The sequence below is a fragment of the Acidovorax sp. GW821-FHT10A04 genome (genome assembly GCF_059415825.1).
The window spans coordinates 142,846-163,584 of sequence record NZ_JBWKNZ010000014.1 but is presented as its reverse complement, the minus strand read 5'-3'; the positions used below and the strand labels follow the sequence as shown (position 1 = coordinate 163,584).

Annotated in this window: 19 protein-coding genes; 7 read left to right on the top strand and 12 right to left on the bottom strand. The window is 69.0% G+C overall.

The window, feature by feature from the left end; all coding sequences use genetic code 11:
- Positions 1-33: 33 nt before the first annotated feature.
- From AC07PF_RS25660 to AC07PF_RS25645, 4 genes are all read right to left on the bottom strand, one after another.
- Positions 34-1,497 carry an ABC transporter permease subunit gene (locus AC07PF_RS25660; RefSeq protein WP_494613738.1) on the bottom strand — a complete coding sequence of 488 codons (1,464 nt, stop codon included), beginning with the start codon at positions 1,495-1,497 and terminating at the stop codon, positions 34-36.
- A 9-nt stretch (positions 1,498-1,506) separates the two neighbouring features.
- Positions 1,507-2,904 carry an ABC transporter permease subunit gene (locus AC07PF_RS25655; protein WP_494613737.1) on the bottom strand — a complete coding sequence of 466 codons (1,398 nt, stop codon included), beginning with the start codon at positions 2,902-2,904 and terminating at the stop codon, positions 1,507-1,509.
- On the bottom strand, positions 2,901-3,611 hold the full coding sequence (locus AC07PF_RS25650; RefSeq protein WP_494613736.1) for an ABC transporter ATP-binding protein: 711 nt from the start codon (positions 3,609-3,611) through the stop codon (positions 2,901-2,903). The genes AC07PF_RS25655 and AC07PF_RS25650 overlap by 4 nt, the downstream gene beginning before the upstream one ends.
- 99 nt (positions 3,612-3,710) lie before the next feature.
- Positions 3,711-4,946: a GTP-binding protein gene (locus AC07PF_RS25645; protein WP_494613735.1), complete on the bottom strand. Its 1,236-nt coding sequence runs from the start codon at positions 4,944-4,946 to the stop codon at positions 3,711-3,713.
- Positions 4,947-5,122: 176 nt separating this feature from the next.
- Between AC07PF_RS25645 and AC07PF_RS25640 the strand changes: the two genes are divergently transcribed.
- Complete coding sequence (locus AC07PF_RS25640; protein WP_494613734.1) at positions 5,123-5,551, top strand: Fur family transcriptional regulator; 429 nt, start codon at positions 5,123-5,125, stop codon at positions 5,549-5,551.
- 6 nt (positions 5,552-5,557) lie between these two features.
- On the opposite strand, the gene AC07PF_RS25635 is transcribed toward AC07PF_RS25640, so the two are convergent.
- Genes AC07PF_RS25635 through AC07PF_RS25620 form a run of 4 tightly spaced genes read right to left on the bottom strand, consistent with a single transcriptional unit; the run spans position 5,558 to position 10,276 of the window.
- On the bottom strand, positions 5,558-6,742 hold the full coding sequence (locus tag AC07PF_RS25635) for a lipid-transfer protein (RefSeq protein WP_494613733.1): 1,185 nt from the start codon (positions 6,740-6,742) through the stop codon (positions 5,558-5,560).
- A 15-nt stretch (positions 6,743-6,757) separates the two neighbouring features.
- Positions 6,758-8,290, bottom strand: a complete 1,533-nt coding sequence (locus tag AC07PF_RS25630; RefSeq protein ID WP_494613732.1) for an AMP-binding protein — start codon at positions 8,288-8,290, stop codon at positions 6,758-6,760.
- Positions 8,291-8,303: 13 nt separating this feature from the next.
- Positions 8,304-9,446, bottom strand: coding sequence for a DUF5938 domain-containing protein (locus tag AC07PF_RS25625; protein WP_007850884.1), 1,143 nt, complete (start codon positions 9,444-9,446; stop codon positions 8,304-8,306).
- 23 nt (positions 9,447-9,469) lie between these two features.
- Positions 9,470-10,276 carry an SDR family oxidoreductase gene (locus AC07PF_RS25620; protein WP_145696702.1) on the bottom strand — a complete coding sequence of 269 codons (807 nt, stop codon included), beginning with the start codon at positions 10,274-10,276 and terminating at the stop codon, positions 9,470-9,472.
- 185 nt (positions 10,277-10,461) lie between these two features.
- Here AC07PF_RS25620 and AC07PF_RS25615 point away from each other — a divergent pair, with 185 nt between their 5' ends.
- From AC07PF_RS25615 to AC07PF_RS25605, 3 genes are all read left to right on the top strand, one after another.
- The gene (locus AC07PF_RS25615) at positions 10,462-11,127 is read left to right on the top strand and encodes a TetR/AcrR family transcriptional regulator (RefSeq protein ID WP_108016464.1); all 666 of its coding nucleotides are present in this window, start codon (positions 10,462-10,464) and stop codon (positions 11,125-11,127) included.
- Positions 11,128-11,284: 157 nt separating this feature from the next.
- Positions 11,285-12,220, top strand: a complete 936-nt coding sequence (locus AC07PF_RS25610) for a hydroxymethylglutaryl-CoA lyase (protein ID WP_494613731.1) — start codon at positions 11,285-11,287, stop codon at positions 12,218-12,220.
- Positions 12,213-13,418 (top strand): CaiB/BaiF CoA transferase family protein, encoded by a 1,206-nt coding sequence (locus AC07PF_RS25605; protein ID WP_494613730.1) that lies wholly within the window; start codon positions 12,213-12,215, stop codon positions 13,416-13,418. Before AC07PF_RS25610 ends, AC07PF_RS25605 begins: the two co-directional genes overlap by 8 nt.
- A gap of 21 nt (positions 13,419-13,439) precedes the next feature.
- Here the strand turns inward: AC07PF_RS25605 and AC07PF_RS25600 are convergent, their stop codons facing one another.
- The gene (locus tag AC07PF_RS25600) at positions 13,440-14,393 is read right to left on the bottom strand and encodes a helix-turn-helix domain-containing protein (protein WP_494613729.1); all 954 of its coding nucleotides are present in this window, start codon (positions 14,391-14,393) and stop codon (positions 13,440-13,442) included.
- 56 nt (positions 14,394-14,449) lie between these two features.
- Between AC07PF_RS25600 and AC07PF_RS25595 the strand changes: the two genes are divergently transcribed.
- The 3 genes from AC07PF_RS25595 to AC07PF_RS25585 are packed head-to-tail and all read left to right on the top strand — an operon-like array spanning position 14,450 to position 17,708.
- Positions 14,450-16,216: a thiamine pyrophosphate-binding protein gene (locus AC07PF_RS25595; protein WP_494613728.1), complete on the top strand. Its 1,767-nt coding sequence runs from the start codon at positions 14,450-14,452 to the stop codon at positions 16,214-16,216.
- Between the two features lie 51 nt (positions 16,217-16,267).
- Complete coding sequence (locus AC07PF_RS25590; RefSeq protein ID WP_494613727.1) at positions 16,268-17,266, top strand: tripartite tricarboxylate transporter substrate-binding protein; 999 nt, start codon at positions 16,268-16,270, stop codon at positions 17,264-17,266.
- Between the two features lie 4 nt (positions 17,267-17,270).
- Entirely contained in the window at positions 17,271-17,708 is a 438-nt protein-coding gene (locus AC07PF_RS25585) for a GlcG/HbpS family heme-binding protein (protein WP_494613726.1), read from the top strand.
- A 60-nt stretch (positions 17,709-17,768) separates the two neighbouring features.
- On the opposite strand, the gene AC07PF_RS25580 is transcribed toward AC07PF_RS25585, so the two are convergent.
- Genes AC07PF_RS25580 through AC07PF_RS25570 form a run of 3 tightly spaced genes read right to left on the bottom strand, consistent with a single transcriptional unit; the run spans position 17,769 to position 20,730 of the window.
- Positions 17,769-18,368 (bottom strand): YbhB/YbcL family Raf kinase inhibitor-like protein, encoded by a 600-nt coding sequence (locus AC07PF_RS25580; RefSeq protein ID WP_494613725.1) that lies wholly within the window; start codon positions 18,366-18,368, stop codon positions 17,769-17,771.
- A 43-nt stretch (positions 18,369-18,411) separates the two neighbouring features.
- Complete coding sequence (locus AC07PF_RS25575; RefSeq protein WP_494613724.1) at positions 18,412-19,884, bottom strand: bifunctional 3-(3-hydroxy-phenyl)propionate/3-hydroxycinnamic acid hydroxylase; 1,473 nt, start codon at positions 19,882-19,884, stop codon at positions 18,412-18,414.
- 3 nt (positions 19,885-19,887) lie between these two features.
- Positions 19,888-20,730 carry a fumarylacetoacetate hydrolase family protein gene (locus tag AC07PF_RS25570; protein ID WP_494613723.1) on the bottom strand — a complete coding sequence of 281 codons (843 nt, stop codon included), beginning with the start codon at positions 20,728-20,730 and terminating at the stop codon, positions 19,888-19,890.
- Positions 20,731-20,739: the final 9 nt, after the last annotated feature.

The window sequence follows — 20,739 nt, the reverse complement described above, 5'->3', positions numbered from 1 at the left end:
TGTGTTCCTGAAGTGTTGACATGGGGATCGGGCTCAGACCACGCGGTAGCGGCGCAGCCGCCAGCCGGCCAGCGCCAGCAGCACCAGCGTGGGCAGCAGCAGTTGCAGCACCGTGCGTGCGGCCTCGGCCTGCACGGCGCCCGCCTGCTCCTCACGCCAGTGGAAGGCGGGGATGCGTGGAAAATCGGCCTCGGTGAGGGCCAGGCCGCCGTCGATGCGGGGGTAGAAGAAGTCCTTCCAGGCCTGGTGGTAGCTGGCCACCTGCGCCAGGAACCAGGCGTTGCGGCTGTGCCCCGTGCCGGCCAGCGCGGTGATGCCCTCGTAGGCCACGGCCGCGGGCGACAGTGCGCTGAAGCGCGCCACCAGCGCCTGCTGGCGGGCCTGCTGCGCATTGAAGCGTTCCAGTTCGGGCCGCAGGGTCTCGTCCACCTGGCGCTCTATGCGGTAATTGGCCATGGCCCGGCCACTCATGGGCAGGCGGCCGCCCCGGGGCACCAGTGTCTCGGGCTGGTCCACGTGCGTGTAGTCGGTGGCCAGCAGCGCCGCGTTGTGCGACATGGCCTGCGCCGTGACCACCCGGGTGCGCGCTGCCAGCTCGGCGCGCGAGGGCGCCGGGCTGGCCTGGGTCACCGCGATGTTCAGCAGCACCGGCGTCACCAGCACCAGCACCACCCAGCCGATGACCAGCACCATGGCGTTGGTGGCCGACGACCAGCCGAAGGCATTCACCGCCACCACCGCCGTGAACCAGAACAGCGCATAGGCCCCCACCACCAGCGCCCACCACAGGGTGGCGCCCGGCGCGGCGAGCGCCTGGGGCCGGGCGATGAGCAGCACCGCCAGCGGCACCAGCACCGCAGCCCCGAGCAGCACGGCCGCGCGCACGGCGATCTTGGCCGCCACCAGCGTGGGCAGCGCCAGCGGCTGCGACAGCAGCAGGCGCAGCGTGCCATCCTCGCGCTCGCCCGACAGCAGGTTGTAGCTGAGCGCAAAGATCAGCAGCGGCAGCAGGTAGACCACGACGAAGGCCAGGTCGAAATGCCCGCTCTGCAGGTGCCAGGGATTCTCGATGTCGTTGTTGTGCAGGAAGTTGACCTTGCTCTGGTGCGTGACCTTGAACTGCGCAGGGAACAGGTCGGTCTGCCCCAGGGCCACGGGCGCCAGCGACGCGCTGGGCATCACGGCATGGTGAGCGCCCAGGCCACCCGCCATGTTGGCGGGGTTGGCCGGGTTGCCGAAGGGCGTGGGCACCTCGGTGCCGGCCATGATGCGACCCAGTTGCGCCCGCTGGCCGGCGCGTGCCTGGCTGTCGGCTGCCACCAGGGCGGCCTGGGCCTGGTCGCGCTGGCGCGTCTGCAGCATGCCGTTGAACAGCGCATAGGCCACGAGCAGCAGGAACAGGCCGCCCACCAGCCACAGGCTGCGGTCGCGCACAAGAAGGCTCAGCTCCTGCCGGGCGACGAGGCGAAAGCGTTGGAATGGGGAAGATGGGTTCACCGATGTCTCCTACAGCGCCCGCTGCCGTGCGACGGCCACGCAGGCAAAAGCCACCGCCAGCGCGAGGCCGGCACACAGAATCAGCAGGCTGGTGCCGCTGCGGGCCAGTGCCCAGCCGAAGGACGGCGCGTGGTAATCAAATGCCGGCACCCGCGCCCACAGCGCGGGGCTGGCTTGGTAGGCGAAGTGCTGGTGGCCCAGCGGGTCGGCGTGGTCCACCAGGTCCTGGCTCACGATGTCCTGGATCACGCGCCGGTGGCGCTCGGCCGCAGTGGTGAAATCGCGGTGGTGCGCGAAGTCCGTGCCTGCCATGGCGCTGGAAAAGCTGCGCATCGCCAGCAGCGGCAGCAGCAGGCCGCCGGCCTCCTGCACGGCCTGCTGCTGCTCCCAGGTGTCCCACAGCCGGCCGAAATGGCGGTCGTACACGGCGTAGCTGGCCTGGTCGTCGAGCTTCAGCGCCCTGCCCCATTGGTTCAGGGGCACATCCTTGCTCCAGCGCTCGGTGGTGCCGAAGGCCTGCATCCAGGTCGTGTCGGAGGTGGCCCTGAGGTCGGCCGCCAATGCCTGGTTGAATGCGAGCCGCGTCGGGCTGGGGAACACGGCGCGCGAGAGCTCGGACAGCACGCGCGGCGCCACCACGGCGTTGGCGATCCACAAGGCCAGCAGCACGGTGATGGCCACGCGCGAACTGCGCGAGGCGGCCGACACCCCGAGCGTGGCGAAGACGAAGATGGCCAGGTACAGCGCATAGCCCAGCGCCAGCCCGCCAAAGCGCAGCAGCGCTTCCAGGCGCTCGCCGCTGCCGGCGGACAGCGCCACGGCCGTGGCCGCGACCAGCCCGGCCGGTACCAGCAGCACCCCCAGGGCCCCGCCCAGTGCCAGCGCCTTGCCCCACAGCAGGCGCAGGGGCGGCACGCCCAGGCTCAGGGTCTGGCGCAGCATGCCCTGCTCGCGCTCGCCCGCAAAGGCGTTGAAGCCCAGCACCACCACCAGCAGCGGCCCCAGCACCTGCAGGATCCAGCCCACCGAGAGGTCGCCGAAGCGCTGCAGGCCGGTGGCGTCCTGCGCGGGGCGGAATTTCACCTCGCTCTGGCGGTGCGCCTGCAGCCACACGGTGCTGCCGATGTAAGGGTTGATGCCAGCATCCAGCAAGGCCAGTGCCGCGTCGGGCTTGAAGGCGTGCATGCCCTGGTGGGCGGCATCGTGGGGGTGGCGCGCGCCCTGGCGCAGCCAGTCCTGGTAGTCGGAGTTCTGCGCGGCGGCCTGCTCGGCGCGCGCCTCGCGCTGGTGGCCCCACCCCACGGCCAGGGCCGTGAGCAGCAGCAGCACGACGATGCCGCCCGCCCAATAAAGGCGCCCGTCGCGCAGGCGCTCGCGCAGGTCCTTGGCGGCGATGAGCGCGATCATGCCGTGCCCCGCATGTGCTGCAGGTACAGGGCCTGCAGGTCGGTGCCGCTGATCTCCTGGCCGTCGAGGCTCTCGACCAGGCGGCCCTGCTTCATGATGCCGATGCGGGTGGCCGTCTGCCGGGCGTGGAACAGGTCGTGCGTGGTGGCCAGGATGGCCACGCCCGCCTCGCTCCCGCGCTGCAGCAGGCTGGTGAACTCGGCGGCGGCGTGCGGGTCCAGGCCCGAGGTGGGTTCGTCGAGCAGCAGGGCCTTGGCCTCCTTGGCCAGCGCCACGGCGATCCAGATCTTCTGGCGCATGCCCTTGGAGTACGCGGCCACGCGCTTGTCGGCCGCGCTGGCATCCAGCCCCACCTGGGCCATCAGCTCCAGCAGGCGCGTGCGCGGCGGCGCCTCGCCCAGCGCCAGCGCGGCGAAGTAGCGCAGGTTCTCCAGCCCGGTCAGCGTGCCGTAGAGGTTGACCTGCTCGGGTATGTAGGCCAGGTACTGCTTGGTGGCCACGGGCTCGCGCGTGACGTCCACGCCATGCACCAGGGCCTGGCCGCCATCGGGGGCGATGAAGTTCAGGAACAGGTTGACCGTGGTCGTCTTGCCCGCGCCATTGGCGCCCAGCAGGCAGTAGATCTCGCCCGGGCGGATGCACAGGTCGAGCGGGTGCAGGGCGGTCTGGTCGCCGTAGCGTTTGGTCAGGCCAATGGCTTCGAGCACAGGATGTCCTTCGGTGAAAAATGGGGAAATGGAGGGCACAGGCTGGCGCCCGCCCAGGCAGGTCGTTGGCCGGCCGTGGCCTCTTCGGGCAGGTTCAGCTCAGGCGGGCGCCGGGTGTTCCACCCGTTCCCATGGGGGAAACGGGTCGCTCAACAAGCGCCAGCGCTCCGGGGGCAGGCGGCGCTCCGCATCGGTCAGCTGGGCGCTGCGCACGGCCTGCTCGATGGCGCCCTGGTCCAGCCCGATGCCGATGAACACGATCTCGTTGATGCGGTCGCCCCAGGGCTCCTGCCAGCGCCGCTCGATGGCGCGGCGCTCTGCACTGCCGGGCGGCGGCAGGTATTCGGGCCTGGACGCCGCCCACCAGTGGCCCACCCCCTCCACCGTGGCCCGGTTGCCAGCGCGTGAATAGGCCACGGCCCATTGCGGACGGCTGGCCAGCCAGACATGGCCCTTGGCGCGCAGCAGTCCGGGGATCGGCGCCTCGGCCAGCGCGGCAAAGCGCGCCGGGTGGAAGGGCTCGCGCGAGCGCAGCACGAAGCTCGCGATGCCGTACTCCTCGGTCTCGGGCGTGTGCTGGCCCGCCAGCTCCCTCGCCCAGCCGGGCATGGCGCTGGCACGCTCCAGGTCGAACTTGCCGGTGCCCAGGATGCGCGCCAGCGGCACCTGGCCGCGCTGCGCCACGACGATCTCGGCCACGGGGTTCAGGGCCTTCACGGCCCCCATCACTGCCAGCAACTGGTCGGCATCCACCAGGTCGGCCTTATTGACCACCACCACGTCGGCAAACTCGATCTGCTCGGCCAGCAGGCCCGCCAGGGTGCGCTCGTCGCCTTCGCCTGCTGTCTCCCCGCGCTGGGCCAGCAGATCGGCGCTGGAATAGTCGGCCAGCAGATTCGCGGCATCGACCACCGTGACCATGGTGTCGATGCGCGCATGGTCGCTGAGCGACTGGCCGTTCTCGTCCCGGAAGTCGAAGGTGGAGGCAATGGGCAGCGGCTCGCCCACGCCGGTCGATTCGATCAGCAGGTAGTCGAACCGGCCCTCCAGTGCCAGCTTGCGCACCTCCAGCAGCAGGTCTTCGCGCAGGGTGCAGCAGATGCAGCCATTGCTCATCTCCACCATCTTCTCTTCGGTGCGCGACAGCGCTGCACCGGCGTTGGCGGCACCACGCTCCAGCAGCGAGGCATCGATGTTCACCTCGCTCATGTCGTTCACGATGACCGCCACGCGCAGCCCTTCGCGGTTGGCCAGCACATGGTTGAGCAGTGTGGTCTTGCCCGAGCCAAGGAATCCGGAGAGAACGGTGACGGGCAGGAGTGAAGTGGTGCGCATGATCTTTAAATGATAATGCGTTATCAATATCAATTGCAACCGGGTGCAAGAAAAATGCGGCGGCCCTGGGTGCGGGCTTTACAGGAGGCTGCGCCCACACCCAGGGGCAGCACCTGTGCGCACATTTTTTCACTGATAATTGGTTATCAACAACAAGCCCTGCGGCACCGCCCCCCATGGAACGATCCACCCGGCAGCGCGCCGCCATCCTGGCGGCGATTGCAGATGCCCAGCGCCCCCTCACCCCACAGGAGGTGCTGGACAGCGCGCGCGAAGCCGTGCAGGGCCTGGGCATGGCCACGGTCTACCGCAACATCAAGGCCTTGCTGGAGGATGGATCGCTGCAGGCGGTGCAACTGCCGGGCGAAAGCCCGCGCTACGAGCCGGCCGAGCACGAGCACGGGCACCACCACCACCATTTCCAGTGCACGGTGTGCTCGCGCGTGTTCGACGTGCACGACTGCCCGGGCGACCTGGCCGGCATGGCGCCCAAGGGTTTCACGGTGGAGCGCCACGAGCTGACGCTGTATGGCCGCTGCGCGGACTGCGCGAAGGCGGCCGCCGCGGCCCCGAAGACCCGCGCCAAGGCCGCCGCCACCCGCTGATCGGTTTCAGGCCGCCTGGTACAGCGTCACCACGCAGGCCCCGCCCAGCCCCAGGTTGTGCTGCAGCGCCGTGCGGGCGCCGGGCACCTGCCGTTCCTGCGCACTGCCGCGCAGCTGGTGCGTGAGCTCGTAGCACTGGGCCAGGCCTGTAGCGCCCAGCGGGTGGCCCTTGGACAGCAGCCCGCCCGACGGGTTGGTGACCACCTGGCCCCCATAGGTGTTGTCGCCCGCATCGATGAAGGCCGCCGCGCCGCCCGGCGGGCACAGGCCCAGGGCTTCGTAGCTGATGAGCTCGTTCTGCGCAAAGCAGTCGTGCAGTTCCACCACGTCGAGGTCCTCGGGGCCGATGCCGGCCTGCTCGTAGACCTGGTGCGCGGCCGCTTCGGTCATGCCGTAGCCCACCAGGCGCATCATGTCGTGGCGGTCGAAGGTGTCGGGCCGGTCCGTGGTCATGGCCTGGGCGGCGATGAACACGTCGGTGCGCAGACCATGGCGTCTGGCAAAGGCTTGGGACACCAGCACCGCGGCCGCAGCGCCGCAGGTCGGCGGGCAAGCCATGAGCCGGGTGAGCACGCCGGGCCAGAGCATGGGCGCGTTCATCACGTCATCGACCGACAGCTCCTTGCGCAGCAGCGCCAGCGGGTTGCGCGCCGCATGCCGGCTGGCCTTGGCGCGCACCTGGGCAAAGGCTTCGAGCGGCGTGCCGTACTGGCGCATGTGGCTCTGCCCGGCCCCGCCGAAGTAGCGCAGCGCCAGCGGCAGTTCGGGCATGCCGACCAGGGCCTCGGCCTCGCGGTCGAAGTCCCTGAATGGGCTGGGCCGGTCGTTGAACACGGTGCCGATGGCGCCCGGGTTCATCTGCTCGAAGCCCAGGACCAGCACGCAGTCGGCCGCGCCGCTTTCCACCGCCTGGCGCGCCAGGAACAGCGCCGTGGAGCCGGTCGAGCAGTTGTTGTTGACGTTGAAGACCGGTATGCCCGTCATGCCCAGGCCGTAGACGGCCTTCTGGCCGCTGGTGGAGTCGCCGTAGACGTAGCCCACGTACGCCTGCTCGATCGCGCCGTAGTCGATGCCCGCATCCGTGAGGGCCAGCCGCCCGGCCTGCGCGGCCATCACCGGGTAGGGTTCGCTGGCGCCGGGCTTGGCGAAGGGCACCATGCCCACACCCGCGATGAATGCCTTGTGTGACATGGATGGCTTTCTTTCTCAGCGCGCCAGCACGGTGGCGCGGATGTCCTTCTTGAGCACCTTGCCCACCTTGGAGCGCGGCAGGTCGGGCCAGATCTCCACCTGCTTGGGCGCCTTCACGCTGCCGATGCGCGCCTTGGTGAAGGCGATCAGCTCCTCGGGCTGCACCGTGCGGCCCGGCCGCAACTGCAGCACGGCCACCACCCGCTCGCCCCATTTGTCGTCGGGCAGGCCGATGACGGCGCTGTCCTGCACGTCGGGGTGTTGCATCAGCGCCTGCTCGACCTCGACCGAGTAGACGTTGAAGCCGCCGGTGATGATCATGTCCTTGGCGCGGTCCACGATGTAGAGAAAGCCGTCGGCATCCACCCGGCCGATGTCGCCCGTGTGGTGCCAGCCGCCCTGCCCCGCCTCGGCCGTGGCTTCGGGGTTCTTGTAGTAGCCCATCATCACCAGCGAGCTGCGCACCACGATCTCGCCGGTCTCGCCGCGCGGCAACAGCCGGCCTTCGCCGTCCATGGTGGCCACCTGCACCAGCGGGCCCGGCCGGCCGGCGCTGGACAGGCGCTCGCGCGCAACCGTGCCGTCGGCATGGAAATGCTCGCGCGGCGCCATCATGGAGATCATCATCGGCGCCTCGGTCTGGCCGAAGAGCTGGGCCATCACCGGGCCGATGGCCGTGAGCGCCTCTTCGAGCCGCGCCGCCGCGATCGGCGCCGCCCCGTACCAGAAGCACTGCAGCGAATCGAGCCGCGTGCTGGCCAGCTTTTCGTGGTGCAGCAGCATGTAGATCAGCGTGGGCGGCAGGAAGGTGTGCGTCACCCGGTGCCGTTCCACCAGCACCAGGAACTCGCCCAGGTCCGGCTTGGGCATGATGACCACGCGCCCGCCCAGGGCCATCACCGGCAGGCACAGCACGCCGGCCGCGTGGGTGAGCGGCGCCAGGGCCAGGTAGACCGGCCGGCCTTCGAAGGGGTAGCCCATCAGGGTGAGGGCGGACATGGTCTCCAGGTTGCGGCCCGAGAGCATCACGCCCTTGGGCTGGCCTGTGGTGCCACCGGTACCGGCGATCATGGCCAGGTCGTCCACGGGGGCGATGGCCACAGGCTCGTCGCCCACGCCCTGCACCCATTCTTCCCACGAAGGCGCCCAGCCCAGGGCCGCGTCCAGGCAGACGAACTGGCGCACCTTGGGCAGCTGCGCGCGCATCTGATCCACCATGGATGCATAGGCGCTGTGGAAGATGAGACAGCTGCAGTCGAAGGCGTCGAGCACGAAACGGTTCTCGGACGCCTCGTTGCGCGGGTTCACCGGGCACCACACGGCGGCCGCGCGCGAGATGCCGAACACGCAGGCAAAGGCCAGGGCATCGTTGCTGGAGAGCACGGCCACCTTGTCGCCGGGCGCGATGCCCGAACGCTGCAGCGCCCTCGCCACCCGGTGGCTGGTGCGCTGCACCTCGCCGTAGGAGAGGTCGGCCGTGCCCATGGTCAGGCACGGCGCGTCCTCGTCCAGCATGGCCCCCTTGTCGAGGTAGTCGATCAGGCGCATGGGGGCGGCCTGATCAGTGCTGCACCGTGAGCACGGGCGGCTGCACCAGGCCGAAGCTGCGCAGCACGCCCAGTAGCTCGTGGTGGCCAAAGGCCTGGCAGCCCGAGGCAAAGCCGACGCGGCGCGGGGCCTGCTGCAGCAGGTGGGCCGCGGCATAGGCCTGCATCAACCCGGTCTGCTTGTAGTTGCAGTTGCCATAGATCACGCAGTGGGCGCGTGCCAGCGGACCCGACGCATGCACCGAATCCACCGACTTGTTAATGCGCGGGTTCTCGCGCGGCGGCATGGAACCCATGACGGCAGCGGCCGTCTGCGCCAGGGCGGCGTAGCGGTCCTCCTCGTTCATGCCCTCGGTGGCCTTGAGCGCGGCGGCCACGATCTGCGGCACGCCCAGCATCAGCGGCTTGTTGAACACGCCGCCCAGCACCTTGACGTTGGCCACGCGCGGGTCCTTCTTGAACCACACGGGGTGCGAGGTGCCGCCCCAGGGCAGCGCCAGTGCTGCCTCGTGCTGGCCGGGAATGGCCAGGCTGTACAGCCCGGCATCGGGCTGCCACTCCACGTACTGGTTCTGCTCCAGGTAGTAGGCCTTGGACGTGGCGGCATTGACCAGGATGGTCTGGGTGGACGCCACCGTGGGGCTGCCGCCCCAGAACACCGCGATGTCCAGGGTATCGAGGCCCGGCGTCTCCAGGCACAGCTGGGCGGCGATCTCGCCCGTGGTGTACATCTGCGCCAGGCCCGGCGACAGCAGCAGGCCGGCGGCTGCGAACTTCGGCCCGTACTCGGCCTCCAGCGTGATGAGCCAGTCCTGCTCGCCCGTGGTGTCGGTGTAGTGGCACTTCGTGGCCAGGCAGGCCTGCACCACCTCGTGGCCGAATTTGGCGAACGGGCCCACGGTGTTGAGCACCACACTGGCGCCGTCGAACAAGGCGCTGAGCGCTTCCACCGTGTGCGCCACTTCCACCACCTCGTAGCTGGCGGTTTCGATGCCGGGCACGTGCGAGCGCATCGCCTCGTCGAGCTTTTCCTTGCTGCGGCCCGCCGCGATGAAGGGGATGTTGTACTCGCGCAGGTACTCGCAGACCAGCCGGCCGGTGTAGCCGGAGGCGCCGTAGACCACGACGGGTTTCTTGCTGCTGCTGGGTTTGTTCATGGTGGGTCTCCTGTTTGTGCTGCTCACATGCCCATGCCGCCATCGACCGGCAGGCCCGCGCCGGTGATGAAGCGCGACGCGTCGGAGCACAGGAAGACCACCGCATCGGCCATGTCGGCCACCTCGCCCAGGCGGCCCGCGGGCGTCTGCTCGATGATGGCGCCCACGGCTGCCTCGGGCGACGGGAACAGGCCGGCGGCCACCACGTCGGCGGCGAGCTTCATGCCCATTTCGGTGGGCACCAGGCCGGGGTAGATGCAGTTCACGCGCACGCCATAGCCGAGCTTGCCCGACTCCATCGCCGCCACGCGGGTGAGGCGGTCAACGGCCGACTTGGTGGCCGAGTAGCCGGCGATCGCCGGGAAGGCGATGGTCGCGGCCACCGAAGAGATGTTCACCACCGCCCCGCCCTTGCCCGCGCCACCGCCCGGGCGCATGGCGCGAAACGCGTGCTTGAGGCCCAGCGCTGTGCCGACGATGTTCACGTCGAGCATGCGGCGCAGCGATTCGGCCTCGATCTCGGACACCAGGGCCGTGACCTCGATACCGGCGTTGTTGATGAGGATGTCGAAGCCGCCCAGCGTCTCGACCGTGGCCTGCACGGCAGTGGCCCAGTCGGCCTCCTGCGTCACGTCGAGCTTCACGAAGCCGGCCTTGGCACCGCCGGCCACGGGCAGCTTGCCCGCCGCCTCCTGGCCCAGCGACGTGAGCACGTCGCCAATCATCACCGAGGCCCCGGCGGCAGCGAGTGCCTGGGCCATGCCTTCACCGAGGCCGCGCGCGCCACCGGTGACCAGGGCCTTGCGGCCGGTCAAATCGAACTTCGCCATGTCTTGTCTCCTGGTATTGGGATCGTTGGCTCACCGCTTTCTGCGATGAACGGAATCGATTCTGGAAATGTGTTTGACAAGTGTCAAGACAATTTCTTGACACTTGTCATAAATTCAATCGACCGGCCCTGGTCCATGCATGAAAAGACATGGGCGCCCTGCCCGGCTCTGCCTACAATGGCGCGATGGAAAGAGCACCCCGCCGTGACAAATACGCCGAACGCCGCGCCGAGCTGGGCGAGGCCGCACTGCAGACGCTGGCCGAACTGGGCTATGCCCGCACCAGCCTGCGTGAGATCGCACAGAACTCTGCCTTCTCGCACGGCGTGCTGCACTACTACTTCACCGACAAGCTCGACCTCATCCTGTGCAGCGTGCGCCAGTACAAGGCGCGCTGCGTCACGCGCTACGACGATGTGACGAACAGCTCGACCACCTTCGCACAGCTGGTGGACGGCTTCGTCGATGTGCTGGGCGAAACGGTGCGCAGCGAAGCGCCCATGCATCGGCTGTGGTACGACATCCGCTCGCAGTCGCTGTTCGAGGACGCGCTGCGCGCCGATGTGGAGGCCATCGACAAGAGCCTGGCCAACATGGTCTGGCGCGTGCTCACGCGCATGTCCGAGCTGGCCGGCCTGCCCGTGCGCGCCCCCATCGACCTCACCTATGCCATGTTCGACGGCGTGTTCCAGCAGTGCCTGCTGCGCCACATGGCCGGTGATGCCAAGGCCATACCGGTCATGCAGGGCCATGTGCGCCTGCTGGTGGAGCAGTTGATCGGCAAGCCCGCCGAGGCTGCTGCACCCGCCAAGGCGCCGCGCAAGCGCAAGCTGGCGGAGCAGGCTGCATAGCAAGCGCCACCGTCCCTTTTGTACCAGGCCGTTCTGTTCTGCAGAACGGCTTTTTTGTTTCCGGTGGTGCTTGACCTGTCTGAAAAGTCTCTTCATACTTTCATGAGACAGATCAATGTTCTTTCTTATAGAACATTGCCAGCATCCAGGAGATTCCATGCCCCCAATACCCGATGTGCTGATCAGCGAGGTCGGCCCGCGCGACGGCCTGCAGTCGGTGAAGGCCACCATGCCCACGGCCGACAAGCTGCGCTGGATCAATGCGCTCCATGCCGCGGGCGTGCGCGAGATCGAGGTCGCGTCCTTCGTGCCCGCGCGGCTGCTGCCGCAGATGGCCGATGCAGCCGAGGTGGTGCGCCATGCCATCACCCTGCCCGGCCTCACGGTGATGGCGCTGGTGCCCAACCGCAAGGGGGCGCAGGCAGCGCTCGAGGCCGGGGTGCACAAGCTCACCATGCCCGTCTCCGCCAGCGCCGCGCATTCGCTGGCCAATGTGCGCAAGACGCGCGAGGAGATGGTCGAGGAGGTGCGCGCCATATCGGACCTGCGCCGCGACATCGCGCCCCACGTGAAGCTGGAGGCCGGCATTTCCACCGCCTTCGGCTGCACCCTGCAGGGCCTGGTGCCCGAGGACGAGGTGATCTGGCTGGCCGCGCAGTGCGTTGCGGCCGGGGCCGACGAGTCCGGCCTGTCGGACACCGTGGGCTATGCCAACCCGGCCCAGGTGCGCCGGTTGTTCAAGCGCCTGCGTGCCGAACTCGGCGACAAGGCCGGTGCCGCGCACATGCACAACACGCGCGGCCTGGGCCTGGCCAACTGCCTGGCGGCCTATGAAGAAGGCGTGCGCACCTTCGATGCCTCATTGGGCGGGCTGGGTGGTTGCCCGTATGCGCCGGGCGCCTCGGGCAATGTGGTCACGGAAGACCTGGTGTTCATGTTCGAGGCCAGCGGCATTTCCACCGGCATCGACCTGCAGCGGTTGATGGATGCGCGCGCGCCGCTGGTGGCCGGGCTGCCCGGCGAGCCGGTGTACGGCATGACGCCCGAGGCGGGTTTGCCCAAGGGCTTCGTACAAGGAGCCAGCCATGTCTGACGCAACGAACAACGACCAACCCCTGCCCTACGCCGGCATCCGCGTGGTGGAGTTCACCCACATGGTCATGGGCCCCACCTGCGGCATGGTGCTGGCCGACCTGGGGGCCGAGGTGATCAAGGTCGAGCCCATCGAGGGCGACAGCACGCGCCACCTGCTGGGCTCGGGCGCCGGGTTCTTTCCCACCTTCAACCGCAACAAGAAGAGCATCGCGCTCGACCTCAAGAAGCCCGAGGGCCTGCAGGCCGCGCTGCGCCTGATCGCCACGGCCGACATCGTGAGCGAGAACTTCAAGCCCGGCACCATGGCCAAGCTGGGGCTGGACTACGCCTCCCTCAAGAAGCTCAACCCGCGCCTGATCTACGTGAGCCACAAGGGCTTTCTGCCCGGGCCCTACGAGCAGCGTACGGCCCTGGACGAAGTGGTGCAGATGATGGGCGGCCTGGCCTACATGACCGGGCGCCTGGGTGACCCGCTGCGTGCGGGCACCAGCGTCAACGACATCATGGGCGGCATGTTCGGTGCCATCGGCGCCATGGCGGCGCTGCGCCAGCGTGAGCTGAGCGACGAGGGCTCGGAAGTGCAGGCTGCGCTGTTCGAGAACAACGTCTTCCTGGTGGCGCAGCACATGATGCAGTTCGCCAGCACCGGCAAGGCGGCCAACCCCATGCCCAGCCGCATCTCGGCCTGGGCCATCTACGACGTGTTCACGGTGAAGGATGGTGAGCAGATCTTCCTGGCCGCCGTGAGCGACAAGCAGTGGGCCATCTTCTGCGAGGCCCTGGGCCTGGCCGAGCTGCTGGCCGACCCGCGCCTCACAACCAACAACGACCGCGTGCAGGCGCGCGACTGGATGATGCCGCAGCTGCGCGCGCACCTGGCCAGCCGCAGCGCGGCGGAACTGGCGGCCATCTTCGAGGCCAACGAACTGCCGTTCGCGCCCATCACCAGGCCCGAGGAGCTGTTTGCCGACCGGCACCTCAACGAGAGCGGGGGCCTGGCGCCGATTCGCCTGAACAACGGTACCGAATCCAAGGTGCCGCTCTTGCCCCTGACCATCGGCGGCACGCGCCCCGGCGTGCGCCTGCAGCCGCCGGGCCCGGGCGAGCACACGGCAGCCTTGCTGCAGGAGCTGGGCTACACCGACGCCGAAATGGCGGCCCTGCAGGCACAGGGCGCCGTGGCGGGCGTGGCCTGAGCGCGGGTTCCAGGGCGGGCTCTATGGCGCTGCAGCATCCACCCGGCGCACGCCATGGGCCACCAGGGCCCGGTACTCCGACGGGGTATGGCCCATGGCCCGGCCAAAGGACTTACTGAAGTAGGCGGCATCCTCATACCCCAGCTGGCCTGCCACCTGCGCAATGGGCATCGGCGTGTACGCGAGCAGGCGGCGCGCCTCCAGCATCAGGCGCTCCTGCAGTATTTCCAGCGCGGATTTCTGCACCAGGTTGCGGCAGGTGCGGCTGAGGTGGTCGGCCGAGACCCGCAGGGCCTCGGAATAGAACGTGAGCGGCCGGTGCTCGGCGTAGTGCTGCTCCACCAGGGCCAGGTAGCGCTGGAGCAGTGTGTCACGCAGGCCCTTGGGCGCCTCGCGTTCGAACTGCTCGCCCCGTTCACGGATGAAGCGCACGGCAATCAACGCCACCAGCGCGAGCAAGGCCGGCACGCGCCCCACATCGCTGCGCTGGAACTCTCTGGATATCCGCGCGAACATCTCTGCAATGCCCACGCTATCGTCTTCGGGGGAAAGCACGAACGAGGATTTGAGGTGGGTCTGCACCAGCTCCGACTCCCCCAGCAACTGGGACAGCGTCGACGCAGGCAGCGTGACCTGGTGGCCCACGGCGTCCCGCGTGTAGGTGAAGCCATGCACCGCCCCGGGTGCCAGCATCAGCATCACCGGGGACTGGGCCTGGAACTCCCGCCCGTCGATGGAGCCACGGATGCCGCCGCTTTCGATGAACTGGAACTGGTGCAAACCCTCATGCCGATGGGCCGGAATTGTCCAGTCCATCTCGGCGGCCCGCACCGCAATCTGCTCGTAGTGCAAACAATCATCCGGCTGGTCGTGGCGGACTTCACGGTAGGGCACCCATGGCAATTGCAGCTTCTTCATGACGGACAGGCCTTTTCTGATGCCGGAAAAGTACAGGAAATGAGCCGAAACGTCCATCGCTCTCCAGCAGGCCCACGGGCACCATGGAGGTCCTTTCACTGATGACCGCGACCATGACCCGCCCCCTCCCCTCCGAGCAAGCGCCCATTGCGCACAAGCCACCGCCCCTGCGGCTGACCGGCGCCCAGGCCCTGGTGCGCGTGCTGAAGGCCGAAGGCGTGGACACGGTCTTCGGCATCGTCGGCGGCAAGCTCTCGCCCCTGTTCCATGCGCTGAGCCAGGAGCCGGGCATCCGCTTCATCGGCGTGCGGCATGAAGCGGCCGGCCCCATGATGGCGGCCGCCGTGCATGCCGGCACGGGGCGCCTGGCGGTGGCCGTCGGCGAGTTGGGCCCCGGTGGCCTCAACCTGGCGTCGGGCCTGGGCGTCGCATTCAACAACCACCTGCCCCTGCTGGCGATCACCACCAACCAGCACCGGGCGGCCTCCTACCCGCACCTGGGCGTCTTCATGGACCTGGACACGCGGGCCGTCACCGCGCCGCTGACCAAATGGAATGCCGTGGTCAACGATGCACGCCGGGTGCCCGAACTGGCCCGTCGGGCCATCCGCGAGGCCCTGGGCGGCTGCCCCGGCCCGGTGCACCTGGACATTCCGCAGGACGTGCTCGGGGAAACGCAGGCCTTCGCCCCCGACGAGTTCGAGCTCACGCCCGATCGCTACCGCGCCACCCGGCACCCGCGCCCCCATGCCGACGCGGTGCGCGAGGCCGTCGCGCTGCTGCGCCAGGCCCAGCGCCCGCTGATCGTCGGCGGCGGCGGCGTGGTGGCATCGGGCGCCGTGGCCGAACTGCGCGAGCTGGCGCGTCGGCTGCGCGCCCCCCTGCTCCCGACGCAGATGGCGCTGGGCCTGGTGCCCAGCGACAGCCCCGGCTTCATCGGCCATGGCGGCATCATTGCCGGCGATCCGGTGCGGCACGCGTTTGCCCGCGCCGACGTGGTGCTCAGCGTGGGTTGCCGCTGGTCCTCCTGGATGTGGGACGAGAAAGGCGCACTGGCACGCCGGCACCACCGCGTGATCAACATCAACATCGACCCGAGCGCCCTCGGGCATTCGGTGGTCCATGAGGTGGCCATGCAGGCCGATGCGCTCGAAGCCCTGCGCGACCTGCTGGCGGCCACGCCCGCCGAACCCGGCAGGGACATGGCATGGCTGAACGAAATGCGCCAGGAGCGCCTGCACTACGAACAGGCGCTGGCCGCGATGGCCGCCGAGACCACGCCCGTCATGCACCCCGCGGCACTGGCCAAGGCGATCGGCGAGGCCCTGCCCGCCGATGCCCTGGCCGTCTTCGACGGCGGGCACACGACCTTCTGGAGCAACGACCTCACGCCGGTCCACGGGGTGCGCACGCGCCTGCACGAGCCCGGCATGAGCCACCTGGGCTTCGGGCTCCCCGCGGCGATCGCGCTCAAGAGCCAGTTTCCCGACCAGCCCGTCGTCAACATCACCGGCGATGGTGCCTTCGGCTTCACGCTCAACGAGCTGGACACAGCCCGGCGCCATGGCCTGCCGGTGCTCACCATCGTCCACAACAACGCGTCCTGGGGCGTGATCCGCATGGGGCAGAAGATGGGACTGGGTTTCGAGATGGCCACCGGGCTGGAGGACACCGACTACGCCGCCATCGCGCGGGGCTTCGGCTGCCATGGCGAGACCGTCACCGAGGCGCAACAGGTGGCCGGCGCGATGCAGCGCGCCCTGGCCAGCGGCCTGCCCGCCGTGCTCGACTGCCGCACCCGGTTCGTCCCCCATCCCGCCGTCGGGCAATTTGCCAGCATGAACAAATACAGCTTCGATTCCCTCTCCCGGACCGGATAGGCCACGAGGCAGCCAACGCATTCCCGTACAAACCCAAAAAAGGAGACAAGCATGAAAAGAAGGCAGCTGCTTCACGCAGGCATGGCCCTGGGCGGCCTGGGCGGCCTGGGCGGCCTGGGCGCATTGCCGCAGGGGGCCCTGGCACAACCCGGTGGATTTCTCAGTATCTGGTCCGGATTTCCGGCCGGCGGGCTGGGCGACCAGGTCACCCGCCCCCTGCTGGACCAGATGCGCGGAAAGTTTCCCCAGAACCTGGTCTACGACAGCAAGCCAGGGGCCGGCGGGCGCATTGCGGCGGAGCACGTCAAGCGCGCCGGCATGGATGGCAACCACATCCTCCAGTGCCCGAGCTCCAGCATGACGCTGCACCCCCATGTGTTCAAGAAACTGGGGTACGACACCCTCACGGACTTTGTTCCCATCGCCGGCCTGTGCTCTTACACCGCCGTCTTCACGGCGGGCCCCGGGCTGCCCGCCGAGGTGAAAAGCATCGCCGACTACACCCGCTGGGCCAAGGCCCACCCCACCGAAGCCAACTACGGCGTGCCCGCCATGGGCTCGACCCTGCACCTGGCGGGCGCCTTGTTCGGCAAGCAGGCCCAGATCGACATGCGTGCGATCTCCTACAAGGGAGGCGCGCCCCTGTTGACCGACCTGCTGGGCGGCCAGGTGCCGGTGGCGGTCAACGCGGTCAGCGAGGTGCTGCCGCACATCCGCAGCGGCAAGCTGCGCGCGCTGGCCGTGACGGCGCCCACGCGATGGCCGGCCCTGCCCGAGGTACCCACGCTGACGGAACTGGGCTTCAAGGACATTGCCTTTGTCGACTGGCTGGCCTGGTACGGGGCCGCCGGATTCCCCGCCGACAAGCTCAGGCAGGTGAACGCGGCCGTCAACGACGCCCTGGCCACCAGCCAGATGCTGGAGGTGTTCGCCAAGAACGGGCTGGAGGTCATGCGCGTGACCCCGCAGCGCCTGGCCACCAGCGTCAAGGAAGGCCACGCCTTCTGGGCCAGGGTGGTCAAGATCACAGGATTCACACCGGAGGACTGAAGCGATGCAGAAAATCACCCTGGCGCAGGCCAGCAAGATGCTGGAGGTGGCCCTGGCCAAGGCCTCCAGCGCCCACTACCCGCCCATGGGCATCGTGGTGCTCGACGAGGGCGGTCACCTGATCGCGTTTGCCCGGCAGGATGGCGCCAGCATGTTCCGCTTCGACATCGCCCAGGCCAAGGCCTGGGGCAGCGTCGGCATGGGCGCGTCGAGCCGCACCCTGGGAGAACGCGCCAAGAACAACCCCAACTTCTTCGTGTCCCTGTCCTCGACCTCGGACGGGCGCTTTCTTCCCCAGACCGGCGCGGTGCTGGTCAGGGACGCGGCCGGCAACACCGTGGGGGCGGTCGGCGCCAGCGGGGGCACGGGGGACCAGGACGAGGAGATCTGCCTGGCGGGCGTGTTGGCCGCGGGCTTTTTCAGCGACCTGCCGGCTGCGTGAAGCGGCAGCGGGGCCTGGCCAGAAATGGCCCAGGCCCCTGCCCTGCCAGGCAAGGCCGCCTCAGTGCGCGAAGCGCAGCACCAGGCTGCCGGCGGCCAGCGCCTTGCCCTGGAGCGCCTCCATCAACTGGGCCTTGGTGAGCCCTTCGGGCAGGGCGTCGGGGGCCAGCGAGGTTGCAATCAAGGTGAAGACGTAGTGCTGCGGCGCATTGCCCTTGCGCGGGCACGGGCCCAGGTAGGCCCTGTCGTTGAGCGTGTTGGCGCCCACGACGAACGCCGCCGGGCGCTGTGCGGAAGCACCCTGGGGCAACCCGCGCAGGGTGGCGGCCATGCCATAGGCCGTCCAGTGGTTCACCCCCAATCCGGCCCGGCCCGCCTGGTCGTCCATCACGATGGCAAAGCTCCGGGTGCCCTCCGGCACGCCCGCCCAGGCCAGCGCGGGCGAGAGGTTCTCGCCCACGCAGTTGGGGTTGGCAGGATTGCGGCCCGCAAACGGGCGCTCCAGCATGGCGTTGTCGCTGCGCCCCGGTGAGCTCAGGGCCAGGCCGGTGATGGTGGGCGCTGTCGCCGGGGGTGCCGGTGGCACCGCGGTCGGCGCGCCGGCGCGCCGGCGCAGCCCGCCAGCACCGCCAGGCCGGCAAAACGGGTCGCTGGAATCCACTTCATGGCTATCTCCTTCGGGTTGGACAGGATGCGAGGGCGGATCAGCGCTGCTGCCACTGCGTGAGCAACTGCGCCATTTCGGCAGCGCTGGACGCAGCGCCGTAGGTGTAGTGGTCGGGGCGCACGATGGCCGCATGCACGCCGTGGCGCAGCATCCAGGAAGACACCACGCCCTGGGCTTCGGGTTCGGAACGCATGTCGATCGGCCGCAGCCCTGGCGGCACCTCGATCGGCAGGGCGCCGTCGGTGACCAGGCGCCAGCCACTGCCAAAGCGCTGGTCCATGAGTTCGCCGCTTTGCATCCGGGGCTGGGGAAAGAGCGTTCCGGCTCCGGCCGTCGGCGCGACCAGGCCCGTGGTCAGGGCGGGGAGAATGTCCTGGCGCGGTGTGTCCTTCACCACCCCGCCGCACTCGGCCAGCAGCCGCGCATCGCGTTCGCGGGCCTTGTGCGGGTCGCGCTCGCAGATCACCTCGCCGACATGCTTGATGCGGCGCGTGAGTTCCATCACATGGGCCTTGCGCTCGCTGCCGTAGGTGCCGAGCAGGCGCTCGGCGGCTGCGCCAAACACCTCGCCCTTGGCCACCGACGCCAGCTTCCACGTGAGGTTGGCGACATCGCGCACGCCCTGGCACATGCCCTGCCCCAGAAACGGCGGCTGCATGTGGGCCGCGTCGCCCGCCAGGAACACGCGGCCCGCGCGCCAGTGCTGCGCCACCAGGGCATGGAACCGGTAGCTCGACTGGCGCCACAACTCCCCGTCCTGCGGGGTGATCCAGCGCGACAGCAGTTTCCACGTCTCCTCGGGGGTGGCCATCTGCCGGGGGTCTTCCCCGGGCTTGAGGCTGATCTCCCAGCGGCGGTGGTTTCCCGGTCCGATGACATAGGTGCAGGGCCGTTCCGGCTCGCAGTACTGCACACTGGTCTTAGGAAGCCTGGCCAGCCCTTGGTCGTTGACCAGTACATCCACCACGAGCCATGGCTCGTCGAAGTCCAGGTCTTCCAGTTCGATGCCGAGCATGCCCCGCAACGCGCTGGCGCCACCATCGGCAGCGATGGCCCAGCGTGCCCGCACGGTCTCGCCGCCGATGGTGAGCGACACGCCGTCGGCATCCTGCGAGAGCGCGGTGCACTCGGCGTTCTCCTGCACGGTGACGTTGCCCAGGCGGGCCACGAGTGCGCGCAGCGCGCGCTCGACCGGCGGCTGGGTGAAGACGATGGAGGGGGTGTAGCCCTGGGGGTACGGGGGCGCCACCATGGTCATGCGGCGGATCAGCTGGCCGTCGGCCCCGAAGTACTCCGACGGCGTGAAGGGCTCGCAAAAGCGCTGCACCTCGTCCACGACGCCCAGACGCTGGAATACCCGCATGATTTCGTGGTCCAGCGCAATGGCGCGCGGGATCTCGTAGACGCCCTGGCGGCGGTCGCACACGTGGACCTTCAGGCCGGCCTGGCCGAGCAGCCCGGCCGCAACCGCACCCGCCGGACCAAAGCCGACGATGGCAACGTCGTACATGGCTCAGGCCTCCGCGACGATGGGGTTGCTCAGGAGCCCGATCTTCTCGATCTCGATCTCGATGGTGTCGCCCGCCTTCATCCACACCGGCGGTGTGCGCGCCTGGCCCACGCCAGCCGGGGTGCCCATGATGATCGCGTCGCCGGGCTCCAGGGTCAGGCACTGCGAAAGCAGGTGGATGGTCTCCGCCACCCCCCAGATCATGTCGGAGGTGTTCGCATCCTGCATGACCTGCCCATTGAGCCGGCTCTGTATGCGCAGGCCCGTGGCCCCTGGCGCCAGTTCGTCGGCCGTCACCAGCACTGGCCCGAAGCCGCCGGTGCCATCGAAGTTCTTGCCGATCGTCCACTGGGGCGTGCGCTTCTGGAAGTCGCGCACCGACATGTCGTTGAAGCAGCTGTAGCCAAAGACATACTGCAGCGCCTCGTCCTGGGGCACATGCCGCGGCACCTTGCGGCCGATCACCACGGCGAGCTCGGCCTCGTAGTCGAACTTCGTGGACACCCGGGGCAACAGCCCTGGCTGGGCATGCCCGATCAGCGAGCTCTTGCCCCGGTAGAAGAACCAGGGGTACTCGGGCTTCTCGCGGCCGCCTTCCTTGGCGTGGTCGAAATAGTTCAGCCCCAGGCAGATGGTCTTGCCCGGCTCGGGCAGCAGCGGCGCAAAAGCCAGGTCCTTCAATGCCAGGCGCGGCGCGCCCGACTGCAGCGCGGCACGGCCCATGGCCGCCAGGTCATGGCCGGCTTCGAGCTCGGCACGCAGATCGGCGGCCAGGTCCACGGCCGTATCGCCGTCCACGACCGCCAGGCGGGGTTGGCCGTTGTGCAGGTAGGTGGTGAATCGCATGGGGAGAAT